We start from the raw sequence: 18,946 nt of genomic DNA on the forward strand, positions 1-18,946 counted from the left end.
GCTCAGAGGCCGAGGTCGAGCAGCTCCGCCAGGATCAGGCGGCCGAAGGCGAGGCTGCCGTGGATCGCGTCGGTGGCCTCGCTGAACTCCGGGCGCTGGACGCCCGCCCCGTCGGTGACGCGGGCGCGCAGGTCCACGACCTCGACGCCGAGTTCCAGGAGCGCGCGGCGCACGACGTCCTGGGCCGCCATGAAGACCACCGGGTCGGACATGCCGGGCACCCGCTGCGGCGGCATCACGGAGACGACGCGGAGCCCCAGGTCACGGGCGTGGCCGTAGAACGCGAGGGCGTCGCGGACCGTGGCGCGGACGAGGTCGTCGAAGAGGCCGCTCTCCAGGAAGCCCGGGACGAACGCGCCGCCGACGCGGTAGACGTCCCAGTTCGCCGTCGTCGCGACGAAGTGCGCGCTGAAGCCGAACGTGCACACCAGCGGCACGGTGAGCTCGTCGAGCCCGTCGACGCCGATCTCCTTCAGGAAGCCCCGGTAGAGCGCGTCGGTCTCGGGCTTGCGGAAGGCGACGTCGTTCCCGCGGCGGTCGAAGAACTCCGCGTTGAACTCGCGCCCCGCGCCCACGGGACCGCCGCTGAAGGCGATGCCCGCGGCCTTGGCCGCACGGCCGATCACCCCCGCGTGCGAGTCGCCGAGCAGCAGGAAGCGGGCCGTGGCCGTGTCAGTGGGAGTTGTAGTAGTCGAGTACGGCGTCATCGCACCAGAAGTCCTCTCCGGCGTTCGGGGTGGTGGGGCGGTCGGCGGGTCGCCGCTGCCCGGCCGGTTCTTCGACGGCCCCGGTGAGGCCGTCGAAGAACCGGCCCATGACGAAGGCGACGCCCTCCGGCGTCACCGTGCGCAGGTTCGGCTCGAAGAACCCGGCACGGAACGGCGCGCCGGTCACGATCTCGTACGAGGGGAAGTAGTCGACGTGGTCGAGCTCCTGCGCGAGCTGCCCGGCCACCGCGCGCAGGACGGACTTGGAGTACGTGGTGGCGGTGAGTGCGTGACCGCCCGTCGCGGTCGCCGTCAGCGGGACCGGGGACACGGTCAGGAGCACCCGCAGCCCCGGGTTGGCGGACCGGGCGAGCTCGACGGCCGCGGACAGGTCCCGGTACACCTCGGCGAAGGTGAAGTTGTGGAAGGCGTGCCGCTCCGCGTCGTAGGTGCCGCGCACGGTGCCCGGGCAGACCGGGTGGACCGTGCCGTCGACGCGGTCCAGCCACGCCTCCGTCAGGCCGAGCGTGAAGACGAGGCAGCTCGCCTCGGCGACCGCGCCCCGGATCGCCGCCAGGGTGTGCTCGCGCGCCCGCGCCACCTCCTCGGGCGAGGCGTGGCCCGCGGGCTCCACGGACGGGCGGAAGGGGTCGAAGAAGCGGCCCTCGTCCTGCCACACCTCCGCGGGCGGCGCGCTCTCGCCGAACGCCCACGACAGCCACTGCCGCAGCGTGGCGGCGGTGTAGATGTTGCCCGTGCGGAACGAGAACGCGCCGTACTGGCGGGCCTCGCGCTCGGCCGCGGTCAGGCCCGGCGGGGCCGGTTCGGCGTCGCGCCAGTTCATGCCGCGCTCCAGCAGGGCGCGGCCGATGTGCCGGGCGAAGCACGACCCGGCGGTGAGGATCACGTCGTCCTGCCCGACCGTGAACTTGGGCGTCCACAGCTCCGCGATGTCACGCGGGTCAGGCTCGGCCACGGCGGTGCGCCAGAAGGAGCGCGGCGGCAGCGATTGATAGGGGTTCATGAGGGTCCTTCGATGGTGCGTCGGGCGGTGTCAGCAGGCCCCGGGGACCGGTGCCGACGTGGCGTTGACGGTGTCGGCCACGGCCCGTACCCGAGGTGCCCGGACGATGTCGTAGTGCGTGGTGTCGAGCGGGTGGCACTCCCGCAGGGCGGGCAACCGCTCCTGCCACAGCCGCTGTTGACGCTCGGGCGCGCCGAGCGCGGGCAGCCCCGCCACCGGCCGCGTCGCGAGCCACAGCCAGGCGGGTGTCGCCGCGAGCACGGGCGGCTCGTGGTCCGCCATGCCCGCGATGTTGGCCCGGCAGCAGCGCGCGAGGCGCTCCGCGTAGGCCGTCGCCCCGGCGCTCGCCCGCCCGGCGCCGCCGCCCTGGTTCAGCTCGTGCGCGAAGACCGCCTCCAGGCGCGTGTCGTCGTACGCCCGGAAGTGCGGCCCGGCGTCCGGCGGCGGCGGGTCGAGCAGATAGAGCCCGGCGGCCGGGCGCCCGGCCGCCTCCGCCTCGGCGGCCATGGCCTGGGCCACCCAGGCGCCGAAGGACCAGCCCGCGAGCCGCCACCGCCACGTGCCGTGCGGGAAGCGCGCCTGGAGCGCCGCGTGGTACTGGCGGGCCCGCTCGGCGAGGGACCAGGAGGGCGGGTCGCCGGCACGGAGCGCCGGGTCGGCGATCAGACAGACCGTGAGGCGGGGGTCGAGGGCCGACACCAGCGCGCGGTACGCCTGGATGTCGCCGCCGACCGGGTGCACCAGGCACACCACCTCGCGGCCCGTGCCCTCCTGCCAGACTTCCAGGGCGACCGGCTCCGCGGGGGCGGGCGCGACCTCGCCGAGGTGGGTGAGCACCTCGTTGAGGCTCACCCGGTGGCTGAGCCGGGACAGCTCGATGTCGACGCCGAACCGCTCGTCCACCTCGGCGATCAGGTCGATGAGCGTGAGCGAGTCCGCGCCGTGGTCGTACAGCGAGGCGTCCGGGTCGAGCTCGTCGAGGCCGAGCGCGTCCCGGAGCCACCCGGCGAGTTCACCGGCGTCGCCTCCTGCGCCCGCCGCCGCGTCCCGCTCCGCCAGGGGCGGCGCGTCCCGGCGTACGGCCAGGGGCGCGTCGTCCGGCGGCGCGTAGAAGTCCCGCACCCGCTCGATGTCCGTCGTGGAGACGAGGAGCTGCGGCAGCTGGAGGTGCAGCGCCCGCTCGAAGAGCCGCTGGCCCTCCTTGACCGCGAGGCCGAACGCGAGGTGGGCCTGGTGCCGGGCGTCCGAGCGCAGCGCGTCGCGCGCCATGCCGACCTCGCTCCAGATGTCCCAGTCGATGCCGATGCGCAGCGTGGCCTCGTCCGCGCCGGACCGGAACCGGGCGAAGCCGTCGAGGAGGCCCGCGGACGCGGCGTAGTCGAACTGGCCGATGCCGCCGAACAGGGCCGCCATGGACGAGCAGTACACGGCGAAGTCCGGCCGGTGCCGCTCGATCAGGCGCTCCACGAGCAGCGCGCCGCCCAGCTTGGCCGCCGTCACCCACCGCGTCGCGGCGCCGTCGCGGCGGGCGATCAGACCGCCGCCCGCCGCACCGGCGGCGTGCACCACGCCGTCGACCCGGCCGGTGTGCCGCTCGATCCGGGCCAGGACGTCGTCGGCCGTGTCCTCGGCCAGGTCCGCCGCGACCAGGTCCACCCGGTCCGCCCACTGCGCCAGGTCGGCGGGCAGGCGTCCGCTCCGCGACAGCAGCACCACGCGGCAGTCGGCGTGGGTGAGCAGCGTGGCCGCGAGGGCACAGCCGATGCCGCCCGTGCCACCGAGGACCACATAGGTGCCGCCCGGCGTCACGGACAGGGCGGAGGGCGCCGCGAGCGCGGGCGCGGGCACCGGGAGCAGCGCCTGGCGCCACCAGTAGCCCTGCCGCAGCGCGAGCCGCCGCGGCAGGTCGGCCGTGGCGTCCGCGCCGGTCAGCAGGCCCGCGACGGCGCGCGCCCAGTCGGCGGGCGCGGCGCCGGGCAGGTCGAGCCAGCGGCCGTCGACGCCGGACTCCTGCGGCACGACCTCACCGGCGCCCGCGAGGAGCCCCAGCTCGGGCCGGTCCACGTCACCCACGACGGGCTGGGCGCCGTACGACAGCCACCAGGGCCGCAGCCGGAGCGGACCGGCCGCCTGGACGAGCGCGGCCGGAGTGTCCAGACAGGCCCACCGGGCGCGCTCCAGGCTCGCCCCGCCGACCGGTCCCTCGACGGCGAGCGGCAGCGCGTGCAGCCAGTCGACCCCGGCGTCGGTCGCGTCGCCCAGGGCGGCGAACAGCTCCCGCAGCGAGTTCGCGTCGGCGGGGTCCACCTCGTACACGTCCTCGGCGACACGGGCGAAGGCGGCGGCCGCGTCGACCCGCACGACCCGCTCGTACGCCGCCTCGAAGACGCGCAGCGCCTCGGCGGGCAGCGGCCCGGTCGTCATGACCACGAGGAGGCCGGACGCGGCGGGGCCGCTGGTGCGGGCGGCGCGGGCGAGGCGCACCCAGTGCGGCTGGTGCAGCCAGTCGGCCTCGGGCAGCCGCTGCGGCTCCGCGACCGACTCGCGGGGCGCGGCGGCGCGCTCGAAGGCGTACGGGGTGAGGCGGAAGACCGGCGGCGGGAAGTCCCACGGCGCCGGGGCGGGGCCCTCGGGCCAGCGCACGGCCCGCCCTGCCAGCCAGGCCTCGGCGAGCTCGGCGGCCGTGCGGCCCTCGGCGCGGTACGGCTCGTCGTCCGCGGTGGCCTCGGCGCTCACCTCGGCCTCGGACACCGTGCGCAGCCAGGCGACCGCCGCGGCGGCGTCGGCGCACACGGCCGCGGCCCGCCGGCGGCGCGGCACGCGGCCCGCCTGGAGGTGGCGCAGCACCTGCGCGTACGCCTCGGGCCGCGCCTCCAGATAGGAGGCGACGAGGGCGGCGTCGGCGCGCAGGCCCTCCGCGCTGCTGCTGGAGAGCACCAGGCAGGGGACGGCGGGGTGGGCGTCGGCGGCCTCGTGCGCGTCGGCGGCCTCGAGGACCAGGTGCGCGTTCGTGCCGCCGATGCCGAAGCTGCTCACCGCCGCGACCCGGGGTCTGTCCTCGGGCCAGGGCAGCTCCCGCGTCGGCACGTAGAAGGGCGCGATGTCGGGGCCGAGCTTCGGGTTGAGCTGGTGGAAGTCGACGTTGGGCGGGATCACCCCGTGGTGCACCGCGAGCGCGGCCCGCACCAGGCCGACCACGCCCGCGGCGGCGCCCAGATGGCCGATCTGGCTCTTCACCGACGTCAGGGCGCACCGGTCGGACCCGTCCAGGGCGAAGGCCTGGCGCAGCGCGCCGACCTCGACCGGGTCGCCGAGCTGGGTGCCGGTGCCGTGCGCCTCGACATAGCCGAGGTCGGCGCTGGTGCGGCCGCTGCGGCGCAGCGCCGAGCGGATCACCTCGCGCTGGCCCGGCAGCGAGGGCGCGCTGTAACTCAGCTTGCCCGAGCCGTCGTTGTTGAGCGCCGAACCGGTGATCACCGCGTACACGGTGTCCCCGTCGCGCCGTGCGAGCCGCAGCGGCTTGAGCACGACCACGCCGACGCCGCTGGCGCCGATGGTGCCGCTGGCGTCGTCGCTGAACGGCCGGCAGTGGCCGTCCTTGGAGAAGATGTGCTGCGGGCGGTAGCGGTAGCCGTCGGTGAGGAGCGTGTCGACGAGCACGCCGCCCGCCAGCATCACGTCGGCGTCGCCCTGGCGCAGCAGCCCGGCCGCCACGTGCACGGCCACCAGCGAACTGGCGCACGCCGCCTGCACGGTGAAGGCCGGCCCCGTCAGGTCGAGGTGGTAGGCGACCTTGGTGGTGAGGAAGTCCTTCTCCTGGTGGAGGGCCATCTGGAAGCTGTCGGGCAGCCGCTCGGGGTCGGCCTCGCGCATCAGGGACTGGTGGTACGTGTTCTCGCCGCACCCGGCGACGATGCCGACGCGCCGCCCCGCAGGGTCCGCGATCCCGGCGTGGGCCAGGGCCTGGACGGAGCTCATCAGGAGATGGCGCTGCTGCGGGTCCATCAGCCGCGCCTCCTGGCGGCTGAGGCCGAAGTGCTCCGGGTCGAAGCCCAGGAGACCGGACATCTGGCTGCGGGCGCCGACCAGGCCTTCGGCGGCCTCGAAGTGCTCCATGCCGCGGCCCCCGGACCGCACCAGGTCCCAGAACGCCGCCAGGTCGTCGGCGCCGGGCAGCCGCACGGCCATGCCGATCACGGCGATCGGCTCGTCGGCCAGGCCCTCCGGCCCGGACACGCCGCGCGCGGGCGCGGTGCTCGCGTCCGCCTCGGCCGCTCCCTGGTCCAGGAAGCGGGCCAGGCTCCGGATCGTCACGTGCTCGAACAGGTCGGGGATGGTGAAGTCGAGGCCCGGCTCGGCGCCGCAGCGCAGATGGAAGCGCATCAGGTCGAGGCTGGTGGCCCCGGCGTCGAAGAAGCGCTGCTCGGGCCCGACGGGACGGCCGAGCACCGCCTCGAACAGCTCGGTGAGCCGGGCCTCGCGCGCCGAGAGGACCGGAGCGGCCCCGCCCCGCGGCCGCAGCTCCTCACCGGGCGCGGTCAGCACCCCGCGGCGGTCCAGCTTGCCGCTCGGCGCGAGCGGAAGGCGTGCGAGCCGCCGGAAGCGGTCGATGCGGACGTACGCCGGGAGCAGCGGCGCCAGATGGCGCGCCAGGTCCTCCGGCGACGGGACGTTCCCGGGGCACTCCAGGCACGCCACGAGCCGGGCGTCCTCGTCCCGGGCCACGACCGCGTTGGCGACGTCGGGGTGGCGCAGGAGCGCCGCCTCGACCTGCCCCAGTTCGAGCCGGTGGCCGCTCAGCTTGATCTGCTGGTCGTCGCGGCCCAGATAGTGCAGCAGGCCGTCGTGGTCGAAGCGGGCCACGTCGCCGCTGCGGTAGAAAGTGCCGAGCCCGGGCAGCTCGACGAAGCGCTCCGCGTTCAGGGCCGGGGAGTCGAGGTAGCAGGGGGTCACCATCGGTCCGCCGATGAGCAGCCGGCCGGGGCAGCCCGGCGGCACCGGCTCGCCGGCCTCGTCGACCACCCGCAGCCAGGAGCCTGCCACGGGCACGCCGATCGCCGGGCGCTCCGGCCAGTCGGCCGGGTCGCCCTCCAGGCACAGGGCGCTCACCACGTGCGTCTCGCTCGGCCCGTAGTGGTTGAACAGGCGCGCGCCCGGCAGTCCGGCGAACCAGGCGCGGATCGCGTCGGTGCACAGCAACTGCTCGCCCGCCGTGATCACTTCGCGGAGGCGCGCGGGGAAGCGGCCGAGCCGCACCGCGTGCTCGGCGAGGACCTGGAGCGCCACGTACGGCAGGAAGAGCCGCTCGATTCCCGCGGATTCGAGCTGGTCCAGGAGCGCGGGCGCGTCCTGGCGCCAGGCGGGCCGCACCAGGTGCAGGGTGCCGCCGCCGCACAGCGTGCTGTAGATCTCCTGGAAGGAGACGTCGAACGACAGCATGGAGAACTGCTGGGTGGCGGCGGGCGCCGTGAGGCCGCCGGACGTGCGCTGCCACTGGAGCAGGTTGGCCAGCGTCCGGTCGGGCACCTGGACGCCCTTGGGGGTGCCGGTGGAGCCGGAGGTGAACAGGGTGTAGAGCGGGCGCGCGCCGTCGTGCGGCGGCGACTGCACCGCCGCGCCCGCGGCCGCCGGGCCCAGGGTGACCTCGTGGCGCGGCAGTCCGTCCGGGGCGAGCGCGGCGAGCGCCGCCTCGTCGCCGGGGGAGAGCAGCACGCACAGCGGCTCCACCTGCTCCAGGATCTGCCGCAGCAGCCCCGGCGGGTACGTCGGGTCGAGCGGCACCGCGGTCAGGTTGAGCCGGGCGAGCGCCAGGAGCGCCACCACGTGCTCGACCGACGGCTGGAAGTACAGCGCGACCTGGCACCGGTCCCGCGGCGGCACCGGGTGCCGCTCGCTCAGCTCGGCCGCGAGCGCGGCGGCGTGCGCGTCGAGTTCGGCGTACGTCACCGTGCGCCCCTCGGTGGCGAGCGCCGGGGCGTCGGGCGTGCGCCGCGCCTGCTGGGCGAAGCCCTCGGCGACGGTGGTGAAGGGCAGGTCGGGGGCGACGGAGCGGCCCGGCTCGGGCAGGGCGCGGCGGTAGGGCGCGACCAGCTCGGCCAGGGTGGTGTCGGCGCCGTCGGCGAGCCGGTCCAGGGCGCGCCGGAACAGCTCGTCGAGGGCCGCGACCTGGGCGGCGTCGAAATGGCCCGCGTCGTACTCCCACAGGCAGTCGAAGCCGGTGCCGCGTTCGATGACCGACAGGGTCAGCGGGCACTTCGCCCGGTCCGGGACCGGCCATTCGGGGCGGGTCGCGCAGCCGGGCAGCGCGAACGCGTCGAAGTCCGTGTTCTCCAGGACGAAGAGGAAGTCGAACGGCGCGTCGCCCGCGCCCGCGCCCCGGTCCGCCAGGGCGTCGGCCAGGGTCACGTCCTGCCGGTCGAGGACCGCGCGCGCCGCGGCGCCGTGCTGGAGCAGCTGGGTGCGGAGCAGCTCGCCGGGGGACAGGTCCAGGGGCAGGAGCACGGTGTTGGCGAACATGCCGACGCTCGCCTCGAAGTCCTGCACCGGCCGGTTGGCCACGGGCCCCGCGATCCGGGGCCGGGCGCGGCCCGTCACCCCGTACAGGCTCCAGGCGTACACCCCGAGCAGGAGCTGGAAGCGGGTGAGGCCGAGCTCGGCGCAGCACCGGTCGAGCGCGGCGCGGCGGTCCGCGTCGAGCGTGGTGTGCAGCAGCCCCGCGCGCTCGCCCGCGCGGACCGGCTCCAGCGGCGCGCTGTCCGGCGCGGCGTCGGCCGACTCGGCGTGGTGCGCGCGCAGTTCGGCGCGCAGCGCCCGGTAGGCGTCGCGGGAGAACCACTCGCTCTGCCAGGCGGCGTAGTCCAGCGGCGTCGGCGCGGGCGGCGGCTGTGGGGCCGGGCCCGCGCCGTCGTGCGCGTAGTCGGCCGAGAGCTCCCGGAAGAGCACGTTGAGGGACCAGCCGTCGACCGCGATGTGGTGCAGGAGCAGCAGCAGTTCGCCGCCGCCGGGCCGGGGCAGCCAGCAGGCTCGGAACAGCCGGGGCAGCGCCAGGTCGAAGGGGGCGGCGAGGAACCGCTCGGTGAAGGCGCGGCGGCCGTCCTCGTCGCGCGGCGCCCGCGCGTCGGGCTCGGCCCACGGGTCGTAGGGCTCGCCCACCACCTGCCGCACCCCCTCGGGCGTGGCCTCGAAGGCGGTGCGCAGCGCCGGATGGCGCTCGACGAGACGCCGCAGCGCGCGCCGCAGCGCCTCGGTGTCGACGTCGCCGTCCACGCGGAAGACCATCGGGACGTGGTACGCCCGCGACGCGGGGTCGCGCTGGTGGAGCAGCCACAGCCGCTGCTGCTCGGAGGTCGCGGGGGCGGAGCGCGCACCGGCCGGGGCGGGTGCCGCCGGGTAGGGCGAGCCGCCGGTGCCGTCCGAGCTCCCCGCCTCGACGGCGGCGGCCAGCTCGGCGAAGTCCCCGTGCAGGACCAGGGCCTGGGGCAGTTCGCAGCCCCAGCGGCGGCGCGCCTCGAAGCGCAGCCGCAGCGCCTTCAGGGAGTCGCCGCCGCAGGCGATCCAGCGGTCGGCCGGGCGCAGGCCCGTGAGGCCGAGGACCTCGCCCGCCAGGTCGAGCACCTCGCGCTCCAGGGCGGTGACGGCCTCGGCCGCACCGGGCTCGTCGGCCCGCCGCCAGGGCGCGTCGGCGCGCCGCAGCAGCGCCGCCTTGTCGACCTTGCCGTTCGCGTTGAGCGGCAGCGAGTCCACCAGGTAGGCGCGGTGCGGGCGCATGTACGCGGGCAGGCTCGCCGCCAGGTGCGCGTCGAAGTCGTCGTACGCGAGGTCGGCGCCGAGGACCAGATAGGCGAGGAGTTCGTTGACGCCGTTCGCGTCGCGGCGGGTGCACACGTAGGCCTGGCGCACCGCCGGGTGCGCCACGATCTGCCGCTCCAGCTCGCCCGGTTCGACGCGGAAGCCGCGGACCTTGACCTGGCGGTCGGCGCGCTCCACGTACGCGATGTGGCCGTCGGCGTCCAGGCGCACCAGGTCGCCGGTGCGGTAGTGGCGCGTGGATCCGTCCTCGTGCCAGGGCAGCGTGACGAAGCGGCGCCCGGTCTCCTCGGGCAGGTTGCGGTAGCCCGCGGCGAGCGCCTCGCCCGAGAGATACAGCTCGGCCACCTCGCCGGGGGCGGCGGCCCGGCTGCCGTCGGCCGCCACGAGCAGGGTTCCGGTGCCCGGCAGGGCGCGCCCGATCGGCACCACGTCGCCGTCGAAGTCACGCGGGATGGGGTGGCACAGTGCGAACGTGGTGGCCTCGGTCGGGCCGTACACGTTGTGCAGGCGGGTGCCGCTGTCGGCGTTGTCGCGGTACCAGCGGCGGATCAGCCGGGCGTTGAGCTGCTCGCCGCCGGTCAGGAGCTGGCCGACGGAGGAGAAGCAGTGCGGCACCTTGTCCACGACGGCGTTGAACAGCGCCACCGTGATGAACACGATGTCGACGCGCAGCCGTTCCAGGGCGGACGCGAGGACCTCGGGGTCCTGGACCGTGGCGTCACCGAGGATCACGCAGCGGCCGCCGGTGAGCAGCGGCACCCACACCTCGAAGCTGATCGCGTCGAAGGCGGGGTTGGACATGCAGGCGAAGCCGGCGCCCTCGTGGGTCTCGACATAGCCGGGCCCGGCCAGGCGCAGGACGCCCGCGTCGCGGACCTCGACGCCCTTGGGCTGCCCGGTGGTGCCGGAGGTGTAGAAGACGAACGACACCGGCGCGGCGGGCGCGAGCGCGTCCGGCGCGTCCTGGCCGCCGTCGAGCAGCGCGGCCACCGGCAGCGGCCGCACGCCGTCGGGCAGCGCGTCGGGTGCCGCGCCGCCGTGGACCACCGCCACGCATCCCGAGTCGGTCAGGATGTGGCGGCGCCGCTCGGGCGGGCTCTGGGCGTCGAGCGGTACGACCACCGCGCCCGCGCGCAGCGCGCCGAGCATGGCGCAGACCAGCTCCCAGGAGCGCGGCAGACAGACCGCGACCGCCTGGCCCGGGTGTACGCCGTGGTGGCGCAGCGCGGCGGCGACGGCGGCACTCGCCGTGTCGAGCTCGCCGTAGGTGTGGGACCGCTCCCCTTCGACGACCGCGACGGCGTCGGGGTGGCGGCGGGCCCGGTCGAGCACCGACCGGGCGAGCGCGGGGGCCGGGGACGGCACCGGTGCGGCGATGGTCATTCCGCCTCCCGCGCCGGAGCGGACTCGGCGAGCCGCGGCTGACCGGACCCGGCGAAGCGGGCCAGTTCCGACTCGATCCGCGCGGCGACCCGGAGGATCTCGGCGGACTCCAGCATGCCCCAGTGGTCGCAGGCGATCGACTCCACCTCGAAGTCGCCGTCGGCGCGCTCCCGCCAGAAGTCGCGCACGTCCGCGAGGAAGTCGTCCGTCGCGCCCTCGACCGCCTGGAGGAAGACGGTGCGGGCCGCGGTCGGCCGCGGGGCGTAGGCGACCGCGGTGGTGCGGTTGTGGTTGTAGATGTGGAAGTACTGCTCGATCTGCCGGTCGTCGATGCCCGGGTACATGCCGTTGAACTTCACCAGCTTGTCGCGGAACTCGGCCATGTCGACGGTGGCGATGTCGGCGCTCCGCTCCGCGTTGCCCGCGCCCTGGGCGTCGAGCAGCACCACGCTGACGTCCTCGTGGCCCGCGGCGGCGAGGAGGCGGCCCATCTCGTGGGCCACGAGACCGCCGTAGGACAGACCGGTGAGGATCAGCGGCCCGCCCGACAGCGGCTCGATGAGCTTCAGATAGGCCTCGGCCATGGCCTCGACCGTGGGCAGGAAGGACTCCCCGGGGTTCACACCGGGGGACTGGACGCCGTGGACGCCGATGTGCTCCGGCAGGGCCTTGGCCAGCGAGAGGTAGCAGAAGGCGGTGCCGCCCGCCGGGTGGACGCAGACGACGTGCGCGGCGCCGTCGCCCGCGCGGAACCGCAGGAGGTTGCTCGGCGGCGCCCCCGAGGCGCCCCGGCGCAGCCGTCCGCCCATCTCCTCGATGGTCGGGTGCAGCATGACGTCGCGGACCGACAGGGTCTCGCCGAAGGCCTCGCGGACGGCGTGCACGAGCTTGATGGCGGAGACGGAGGTGCCGCCGATGTCGAAGAAGCTGTCGCGGATGCCGATGTCCGGCTGCAGCAGCAGGCGCCGCCATATCTGATACAGCGTCAGTTCTATGTGGTCGCGCGGGCTCGCCAGATTGACCTGGGCGGGCCGGTCGGCGCGGGCCCGCTCCAGGAGCGCCGCGCGGTCGAGCTTGCCGTTCTGGGTCTGCGGAAGCCGCGGCACCTCGACGAAGACGCCCGGGATCATATGGGCCGGAAGCCGTCGTGCCAGGGCCGCGCGCCACTCGGCGGCCGGGCGCGGCGCGGTCTCGCCCACGCCGACGGCGGCCACCAGCTGCGGCTCGCCCGCGCCGTCGCGGTCGGCGATGACCGCCGCCTCGGACACGCCGGGCTGGTCGAGCAGCGTCGCCTCGATCTCGCCCAGCTCGATGCGGAAGCCGCGCAGCTTGACCTGGTGGTCGCGGCGGCCCGCGTACAGGAGGTCGCCGTCGGGCAGCCAGCGGGCCAGGTCGCCGCTGCGGTACATGCGCGCGCCGGGCACGAACGGGTCGGCCACGAACCGCTCGGAGGTCAGGCCGGGGCGGCCCAGATAGCCGCGCGCCATGCCCGCCCCCGCGATGTACAGCTCGCCCACCACGCCGACCGGCACCGGCCTGAGCCGCTCGTCGAGCACGTACGTACGGGTGTTGGCCACGGGCGGGCCGATCGGGGCCTGGCGCTCCAGGTCCCGGGACGTGAGGTACGCGGTGCAGTACAGGGCGGTCTCGGTCGGGCCGTAGCCGTTGAGGACGTGCAGGCCCGGCAGGGCCTCGGTCATGCGGTGCAGGCTGTCCTCGGGCAGGGGTTCGAGGCCGGTGCGGATGCAGCGCAGGGACAGGCCCCCGAGACGCTCCTCGGGCGCCTCGCAGATCCACTTGACGTAGGCGGGCGGAAGGAGCACGTCCATGATGCGGTGCTCACGCATCCAGGCGATGAGCGCCTCGGGGTCGTCGCGCACCTCCTTCGGCACCAGCTGGAGGACGCCGCCCGAGGTGAGCGGGAGCAGCAGCTCCTGCACCGAGGCGTCGAAGGCGAAGCTCGGCCACATCGCCGAGGCCTCGCCCGGCGTCGCGTCGAACTGCCCCAGCCAGTAGTCCAGGAGGTTGAGGATGCCCCGGTGCGTCGCGGCCACGCCCTTGGGGCGGCCGGTGGAGCCGGAGGTGTAGATGACGTACGCCAGGTCGTCCGGGCGGAAGCCGCGGCCGGGCGCGTCGTCCCGCGCCCCCTCGGCCTCGACGGCGGTGAGCGGCAGCCAGGCGTCGTCCGGCGGCGCGGCGTCGTTGCTCAGGACGAGCAGGGCACCGGCGTCCGCCACCATGCCCGTGAGCCGCTCGGCGGGCAGCGCCGGGTCGAGCGGCAGATACGCGCCGCCCGCCTTCAGTACGCCCAGGATGCCCACGAGCAGGTCCACCGACAGATGCGTGTGCAGACCGACGACGCGGTCGGTGCCGATGCCGCGCGCGATCAGGGCGTGGGCGAGCCGGTTGGCACGCCGCTCCAGGGTGGCGTAGTCGAGCGCGTCGCCCCCGTGGACCACGGCCGTCTGGCCGGGCCGCTCCCGCACCTGGGCCTCGAAGCGCTCCACCAGACCGGCGGGCGAGCCCGCGGCGGCGGTGTCGTTGAAGTCCACGAGCACCTGGCGGCGGGCGTCCTCGTCGAGCACGGTCAGCTCGGCGACCGGCGTGCCGGGCCCGGCGGCCAGCTGCTGGAGGACGTGCCGCAGCTGACGGACGTACCGCTCGGCCGTCTCGGCGTCGAACAGGGCGGTGGCGTAGTCCAGCGTGCCCGTGAGCCCGCCGTCCTCCTCCGCCAGGGTCAGGGTGAGGTCGAACCCGGCGACCGGGAGCGGCGTCGCGAGCGGCGTCGCGTCGAGGTCCGGCAGCGCCCACCTGCCCTCCTCGGCGCCGTCCCGCCAGGCGAAGAGGACCTGGAACAGCGGGGTGTGCGCGAGGCTGCGCGCGGGCTTGACGGCCTCGACGACCTGCTCGAAGGGCAGATCCTGGTGGCGCTGTGCTGACAACGTTGCCGCGCCGACGCGCTCGATGAGCCCGCCCACCGTCAGGTCGTCGGACACCGCGATCCGCAGCGCCAGGGCGTGGGCGAAGGGGCCGATGAGCCCTTCGAGTTCGGGGCGGCTCCGGTGGGCGGCGGGCACGCCGATCACCACGTCGGACTGGCCCGCGGCGCGCGCGAGCACCAGGGACCACGCGGCCAGGACCGTCGTGGACAGCGTCGCGTCGCCGCCGGCCTCCTTGAGCGCGGCCGTCAGCTCCGCGTCGACGTCGAGCCGCACCTGTCCGCCGCGGTAGTCCTGCTCGGCCGGGCGCGGCCGGTCGGTGGGCAGCTCCAGGAGCGCCGGGGCGTCCGCGAGGGCCTGGCGCCAGTAGGCGCTCTGCCGGGCCGCGGCCCCGTCGGGCGCCGGGTCGGCCAGCCACTGCCGCTGCCAGGCGGCGTAGTCGGCGTACTGCACCGGCAGCGGCGGCAGCGGGTCGGGCGCGCCCTCGCGGAAGGCCGCGTACAGGGCGCCGGCCTCCCGGGTCAGGACGCCGAGGGACCAGCCGTCGGCCACGATGTGGTGCACCGTGAGCATCAGGACGTGCCGGTCGGCGCCGAGCGTCACCAGGCGGCCGCGGAGCAGGGGGCCGTGCGCCAGGTCGAACGGGGCCGCGGCCTCCTCCCGCCGCAGGCGCGCGAGTTCGGCCTCGGCGTCGGCCCTGCCGGTCAGGTCGTCGGCCGTCAGGGGCAGGCCCCCGCCGGGCGGGTCGATCTGCTGCACCGCCGCGCCCCCGACGGCCACGAAGCGCGTGCGCAGCACCTCGTGGCGGGCGACGAGCGCGTCCAGGGCCCGGCTCAGCGCCGCCCGGTCCAGGGCGCCCCGCAGCTCCACCGCCGTGGGAGTGTGGTGCGCCTCGCTCGCGCCCGGCATTTGCGACAGGAACCACAGCCGTTGCTGCGCGGAGGACGCCGCCAAGGGGGCGGCGCGGTCCGCGGTCGGGAGGGTCACGGAAAGGGGGACGTCGCTGATCGCGGACAAAGCTAACTCTTCCACTCTGCGGGTGGCTTATTCACGGTGGTGAGGGGAGTGGTGACGGAAAGGTGCGGAGCTATTACTCAGCGAGGTCGTCCGAGTATCCCGGCAGTTCCGAATTTGCAATCGGATCCATAATGCGTCGGGCTTTTGGGCCCAAGGGGCGCTGGTCGTAAGCGAATTCGTTGCCGTGCGGTCCGACGTACCGTCTGACCTGCTGTGCGGCCTGGATACCTCCGGACACGTGGGGAGCCGTCAACGGGATGATCGATCAGTCCTTGAGGGTCTGTCAATATGGCTGCGCCTGTCCTGCCCCGCCGCAAACGAGCGGTATGGGAAAGGTCATAGACTTGGGCTCGGGTATTGCCTGGAGGGGCCGGTTCCGGGCAGATTGGGCCAACCGCTGTGTGCGGGGGCCACCGTGCCCCGGACCCGCGAGGGCCAACCCCGCCGACGGGCCCCGCTCTTCGCCGCCCGGCCGCTCAGCCGTCGCCGGGCCCCGCCCCCGGTGCGCCGGGCGGCGGCGCCTCGGTCGACGCCGCGCGCCGCAGATGCTCGGCGAGGGCCACCGCCGCGGGCGCCGCGGCCCGGCCCCCGACGCCCCACGCCAGCAGCAGCCGCCGCCGCGACCAGCCGTCCTGGAGCGCGCACACGTCGAGCGGACGGTGCGGGTCCAGGGCGCGGCGCGGCACGACGGCGAGCCCGACCCCGGCGGCCACGAGCGAGACGAGGGTGCTCAGATCGGCGACGCTCGTGCGGTAGCGCACCACCGGAGCGTGCGGGCCGAGGTGCTGCTCGATCCAGCGGCGCAGCGAGGAATCGGCGTCGAGCCCCACGAGCGGGTGCTCCGCGACCTCGCTGTACGTCAGGGCGGTGCGCCCGGCGAGGATGCCGCCCGCCTGGCCGATCACCACGAGGGAGTCGTCGCCGAGGGGCTCCAGGACGAGCCCGCTGTCGTGGGCCTCGTCGTCGACGACGACCCCGAGGTCGGCCTCGCCGTCGGCGAGCATCCGCACGGTCCGCGGGGTCCGGCTCTCGGACACCGTCACGTCGGTGTCCGGGTGCGCGCGCAGGAACGACACCAGCGCCCGCGGCACGAGCCCGTGCATCGCCGACCCGCCGCTCAACAGGGTCAGGGGCGCGGCGGGGGAGCGGGTGTAGCTGGCCACGGCGCTCTCCAGGCGGGCCGTGTGCGTGAGCACGTCCCGGGCGTGCCGGGCGAGGGCGGTGCCCGCCGGTGTCGGCCGCACCCCGCGCCGCCCCCGGATCAGCAGGGCCACCCCGGCGTGCCGCTCCAGGGAGCGCACCCGGGCGCTGGCCGACGGCAGGCTCAGATGCATCCGCCGCGCACCCGCCGTGATCGACCCCTCCGCCACGATGTGCAGAAAGAGCCGGAGGTCGTCCAAGTCGTAACGCACCCCCGTGAGCCTATGGCACAGGCTGAGGCACAGTGTGTCGATTACGCATTGTGGGCCCGCCCCCGACCGCGTGATGCTCGGCGGGTGTCCGAGATCCTGTTGGCCCTCATCGCCGGCGTCGCCGCCGGCACGCTGAACGCCCTCGGCGGCGGAGGTACGTTCGTGGCGCTGCCCGCGCTCGTCGCGGTCGGCGTGCCGCCCGTGACGGCGAACGCCTCGTCGACCGTCGCCCTCCTGCCCGGCACCATGGCCAGCGCCTGGGTGTACCGGCGCGACGTCACCCCGGTGGGCGAGACGTCCACGACCGCGCTGACCTCGGTCAGCGCCGTCGGCGGCGGCCTCGGCGCGGGGCTGCTCCTGACCCTGCCCGCAGCCTCCTTCGACGCGGCCGTGCCGTGGCTGCTCGCCTTCGCCACCGTGGTCCTGGCCTTCGGCCGCCGGCTGGCGCGGGTGCTCAGCGGCGCCACGGGGCGCCCGTTCGGCATCGGCTCCACGGCCGTGCTCGGCGGGCAGTTCCTGCTCGCCCTGTACGGCGGATACTTCGGCGGAGCCGTAGGCATCATGATGATGGCCCTGTGGAGCGTGGGCCTCGGCCTCGACACCGCGGTCAGCAACCCCATGCGGACCGTCCAGATCGCGGCCATCTATGTCACCGCGGCCGTCCTCTTCCTCGTCTGCTCCGACGCCCTGGACACCCCCTGGCTCCTCGCCGCCATGCTCACCGGCGCGGTGACCGGCGGCTTCACGGGCGCCCACGTCGCCCGCCGCCTGTCCGCGCGCGTGCTGCGGGGCGTCATCCTCACCACCGCCGTCACCATGACCGTCCTGTACTTCGTCCGCAGCTGGGGCTGACCGAGGTGGCCGACACGACCGGAGGCGCCGGGGACGAGGGCGAGGGCGAAGGCACCCCCGCAGCCGCCACGCCGTACCCGGACCGCTACCCGCAGGCGGCGCGCGCCCGGCTGCTCCTCGCGTACGAGGCGTACGCACTCTGCGAACTCGCCCGCACCGCCGTGCCGGTCGGCCCCCACGAGCTGCGCCGCGACGGCACGCCCCGGGCGCCGGGCGCCGCGCTGGCCGACGCCGCCCACCTGCTCGCGGCCGCACGGCGGCTGCTCGAAGCGGCCGTCGTGTACGAACGCCTCGGCGGCGCCGCCTGGCAGCTCGTCGGTGACGTGCTCGACGTACCGGCACACACCGCGAGCGAGCGGTACGCACCCGCCGAGGCGCGCTTTCGCGCGGGCGCCCCCGAGGCCCCGGACCGCTGGTGGCGCGCCCACGTGCGGCGGGCCCCTGCCGAGGCCGCCCGCGACCTCGACGACTGGGTCCTGCGCCACGCCGACGGCGACGCGGACCCGGGCCCCGCACCGGTCTCCGGCGGCCTGCCCTAACGCTCCTGGCGGGCCCCGGCCGTCAGCCCCCGCCGGCCGCCGCGCAGCGCCAGCGCGTGGTTGACGCGGAAGACCGGCCGGGCCATCGGCATCCAGCGCCGCAGCGCGGCCTTGCGGACCGTGACGTGCTGGGTGAGCTTGGCGACGCAGCCATGGGGCCCGTCGGGGGCCACGGTCCAGCGGACGCCGCCCGAGACGTCCCCGTCGAGCGCCGCTTCGAGGACGCGCGCGGCCGGGTCCTCCGCCACGGCCGTCAGCGTGGCGCGCAGCGCGTACGGGAGCGCCGACCTGATGACGACCTCGCACGCCCGCTCGCCGGTCCGCCGCACGGAGCGGAAGGCGGGCCACCACGTGGGGTAGGACTCCACGTCGGCGAGGAGCGCGTACACGGTGTCCGGCGCGAGCGGGGCGCGCCAGGTGCCCGAGAGGCGGATGTCGTAGCGGTTCACGCGGTTCTCCCGGTCGGCAGCGGCGCGGAGGGCGGGGGCAGGTGGTCGCGGGTCCTGGCGAAGAACGCGCCCGTGCCGAGCAGCCACATGGCGAGGAACCAGGCGGGGCCGAGCAGCAGATGACCGTACGGAGTGACGCCGGGCGTGAAGGCCCCGGCGACCGCGACCTGGGTGGGGCCGTATCCGGGCAGGAGCTGGAGCCCGTCCTTGTCGGCTCCCGCGTTGCTCATGGGGTTCTGGAGCATGGTGTCGAGCAGGCTGGCCATGATGATGACGAAGAGCCCGGCCAGTTCGTTGCGCAGGAAGGCGCCGAGCAGGATGCCGATGCCGCCGTAGCTCACGGCGGCCGCGAACAGGCCGAGCGCGAGCAGGGCGGGCCGGACCGGATCCCAGTACCAGCAGACCACGGCGGTGGCGTACACCGCGATGAGCGCGGAGGCGACCGCCATCGCGACGACCTTGCCGAGCAGCAGACAGGAGCGGGGGTAGCCCGCGAGCGCGAGCCTGCGGTCGAAGGCGAGCGCCTTGAAGGTCGTCATGAACATCATGAAGCCCACGATGAGCGTCACCGTGTTGACGGCCCCCGACACCATCGTCAGGTGGTTGCCGTCGACGGTCACGCTCCGCCCGGCGGCACGCAGCAGGAAGCGCAGCCGGTCGGGCGTGACGAACCAGTGCTCAAGGGTCAGCCAGAGCGGGATGTACACGACCACGAGCACCAGGGCGAGCCGGTTGCGGGCGTGTTCGAGCAACGCGAAGGCGGCACCCGTGCGGAAGGCCTCCCCCGTCCGGCTCACCGCGCCGCCCCCGGGACA

At 75.4% G+C, this 18,946-nt stretch carries 9 protein-coding genes; 2 read left to right on the forward strand and 7 right to left on the reverse strand.

The features are described from left to right. Positions 1 to 2: 2 nt before the first annotated feature. From C9F11_RS36175 to C9F11_RS36195, 5 genes are all read right to left on the reverse strand, one after another. A complete protein-coding gene (locus tag C9F11_RS36175) occupies positions 3 to 707 on the reverse strand; it encodes a hypothetical protein (protein WP_171075950.1) in 705 nt (234 codons plus the stop codon). Next, complete coding sequence (locus C9F11_RS36180; RefSeq protein WP_138963687.1) at positions 673 to 1,731, reverse strand: GSCFA domain-containing protein; 1,059 nt, start codon at positions 1,729 to 1,731, stop codon at positions 673 to 675. The genes C9F11_RS36175 and C9F11_RS36180 overlap by 35 nt, the downstream gene beginning before the upstream one ends. A gap of 30 nt (positions 1,732 to 1,761) precedes the next feature. Continuing rightward, complete coding sequence (locus C9F11_RS36185; protein WP_138963689.1) at positions 1,762 to 10,923, reverse strand: non-ribosomal peptide synthetase; 9,162 nt, start codon at positions 10,921 to 10,923, stop codon at positions 1,762 to 1,764. Further along, a complete protein-coding gene (locus C9F11_RS36190; protein ID WP_346347415.1) occupies positions 10,920 to 14,879 on the reverse strand; it encodes an amino acid adenylation domain-containing protein in 3,960 nt (1,319 codons plus the stop codon). The genes C9F11_RS36185 and C9F11_RS36190 overlap by 4 nt, the downstream gene beginning before the upstream one ends. A gap of 476 nt (positions 14,880 to 15,355) precedes the next feature. Continuing rightward, positions 15,356 to 16,291, reverse strand: coding sequence for a LysR family transcriptional regulator (locus C9F11_RS36195; protein ID WP_138963691.1), 936 nt, complete (start codon positions 16,289 to 16,291; stop codon positions 15,356 to 15,358). Between the two features lie 84 nt (positions 16,292 to 16,375). Between C9F11_RS36195 and C9F11_RS36200 the strand changes: the two genes are divergently transcribed. Together C9F11_RS36200 and C9F11_RS36205 are read left to right on the forward strand one after the other, a co-directional pair. Beyond that, positions 16,376 to 17,143, forward strand: coding sequence for a sulfite exporter TauE/SafE family protein (locus C9F11_RS36200; RefSeq protein WP_138963693.1), 768 nt, complete (start codon positions 16,376 to 16,378; stop codon positions 17,141 to 17,143). A 5-nt stretch (positions 17,144 to 17,148) separates the two neighbouring features. Then, positions 17,149 to 17,682 carry a hypothetical protein gene (locus tag C9F11_RS36205; protein ID WP_249402027.1) on the forward strand — a complete coding sequence of 178 codons (534 nt, stop codon included), beginning with the start codon at positions 17,149 to 17,151 and terminating at the stop codon, positions 17,680 to 17,682. Here C9F11_RS36205 and C9F11_RS36210 read toward each other — a convergent pair. Next, positions 17,679 to 18,131, reverse strand: a complete 453-nt coding sequence (locus C9F11_RS36210) for an SRPBCC family protein (protein WP_138963695.1) — start codon at positions 18,129 to 18,131, stop codon at positions 17,679 to 17,681. The genes C9F11_RS36205 and C9F11_RS36210 overlap by 4 nt on opposite strands. Continuing rightward, on the reverse strand, positions 18,128 to 18,883 hold the full coding sequence (locus tag C9F11_RS36215; RefSeq protein ID WP_249402028.1) for an ABC transporter permease: 756 nt from the start codon (positions 18,881 to 18,883) through the stop codon (positions 18,128 to 18,130). Before C9F11_RS36215 ends, C9F11_RS36210 begins: the two co-directional genes overlap by 4 nt. Positions 18,884 to 18,946 lie beyond the last annotated feature (63 nt).

The sequence above is a fragment of the Streptomyces sp. YIM 121038 genome (assembly GCF_006088715.1).
Lineage (GTDB): Bacteria > Actinomycetota > Actinomycetes > Streptomycetales > Streptomycetaceae > Streptomyces.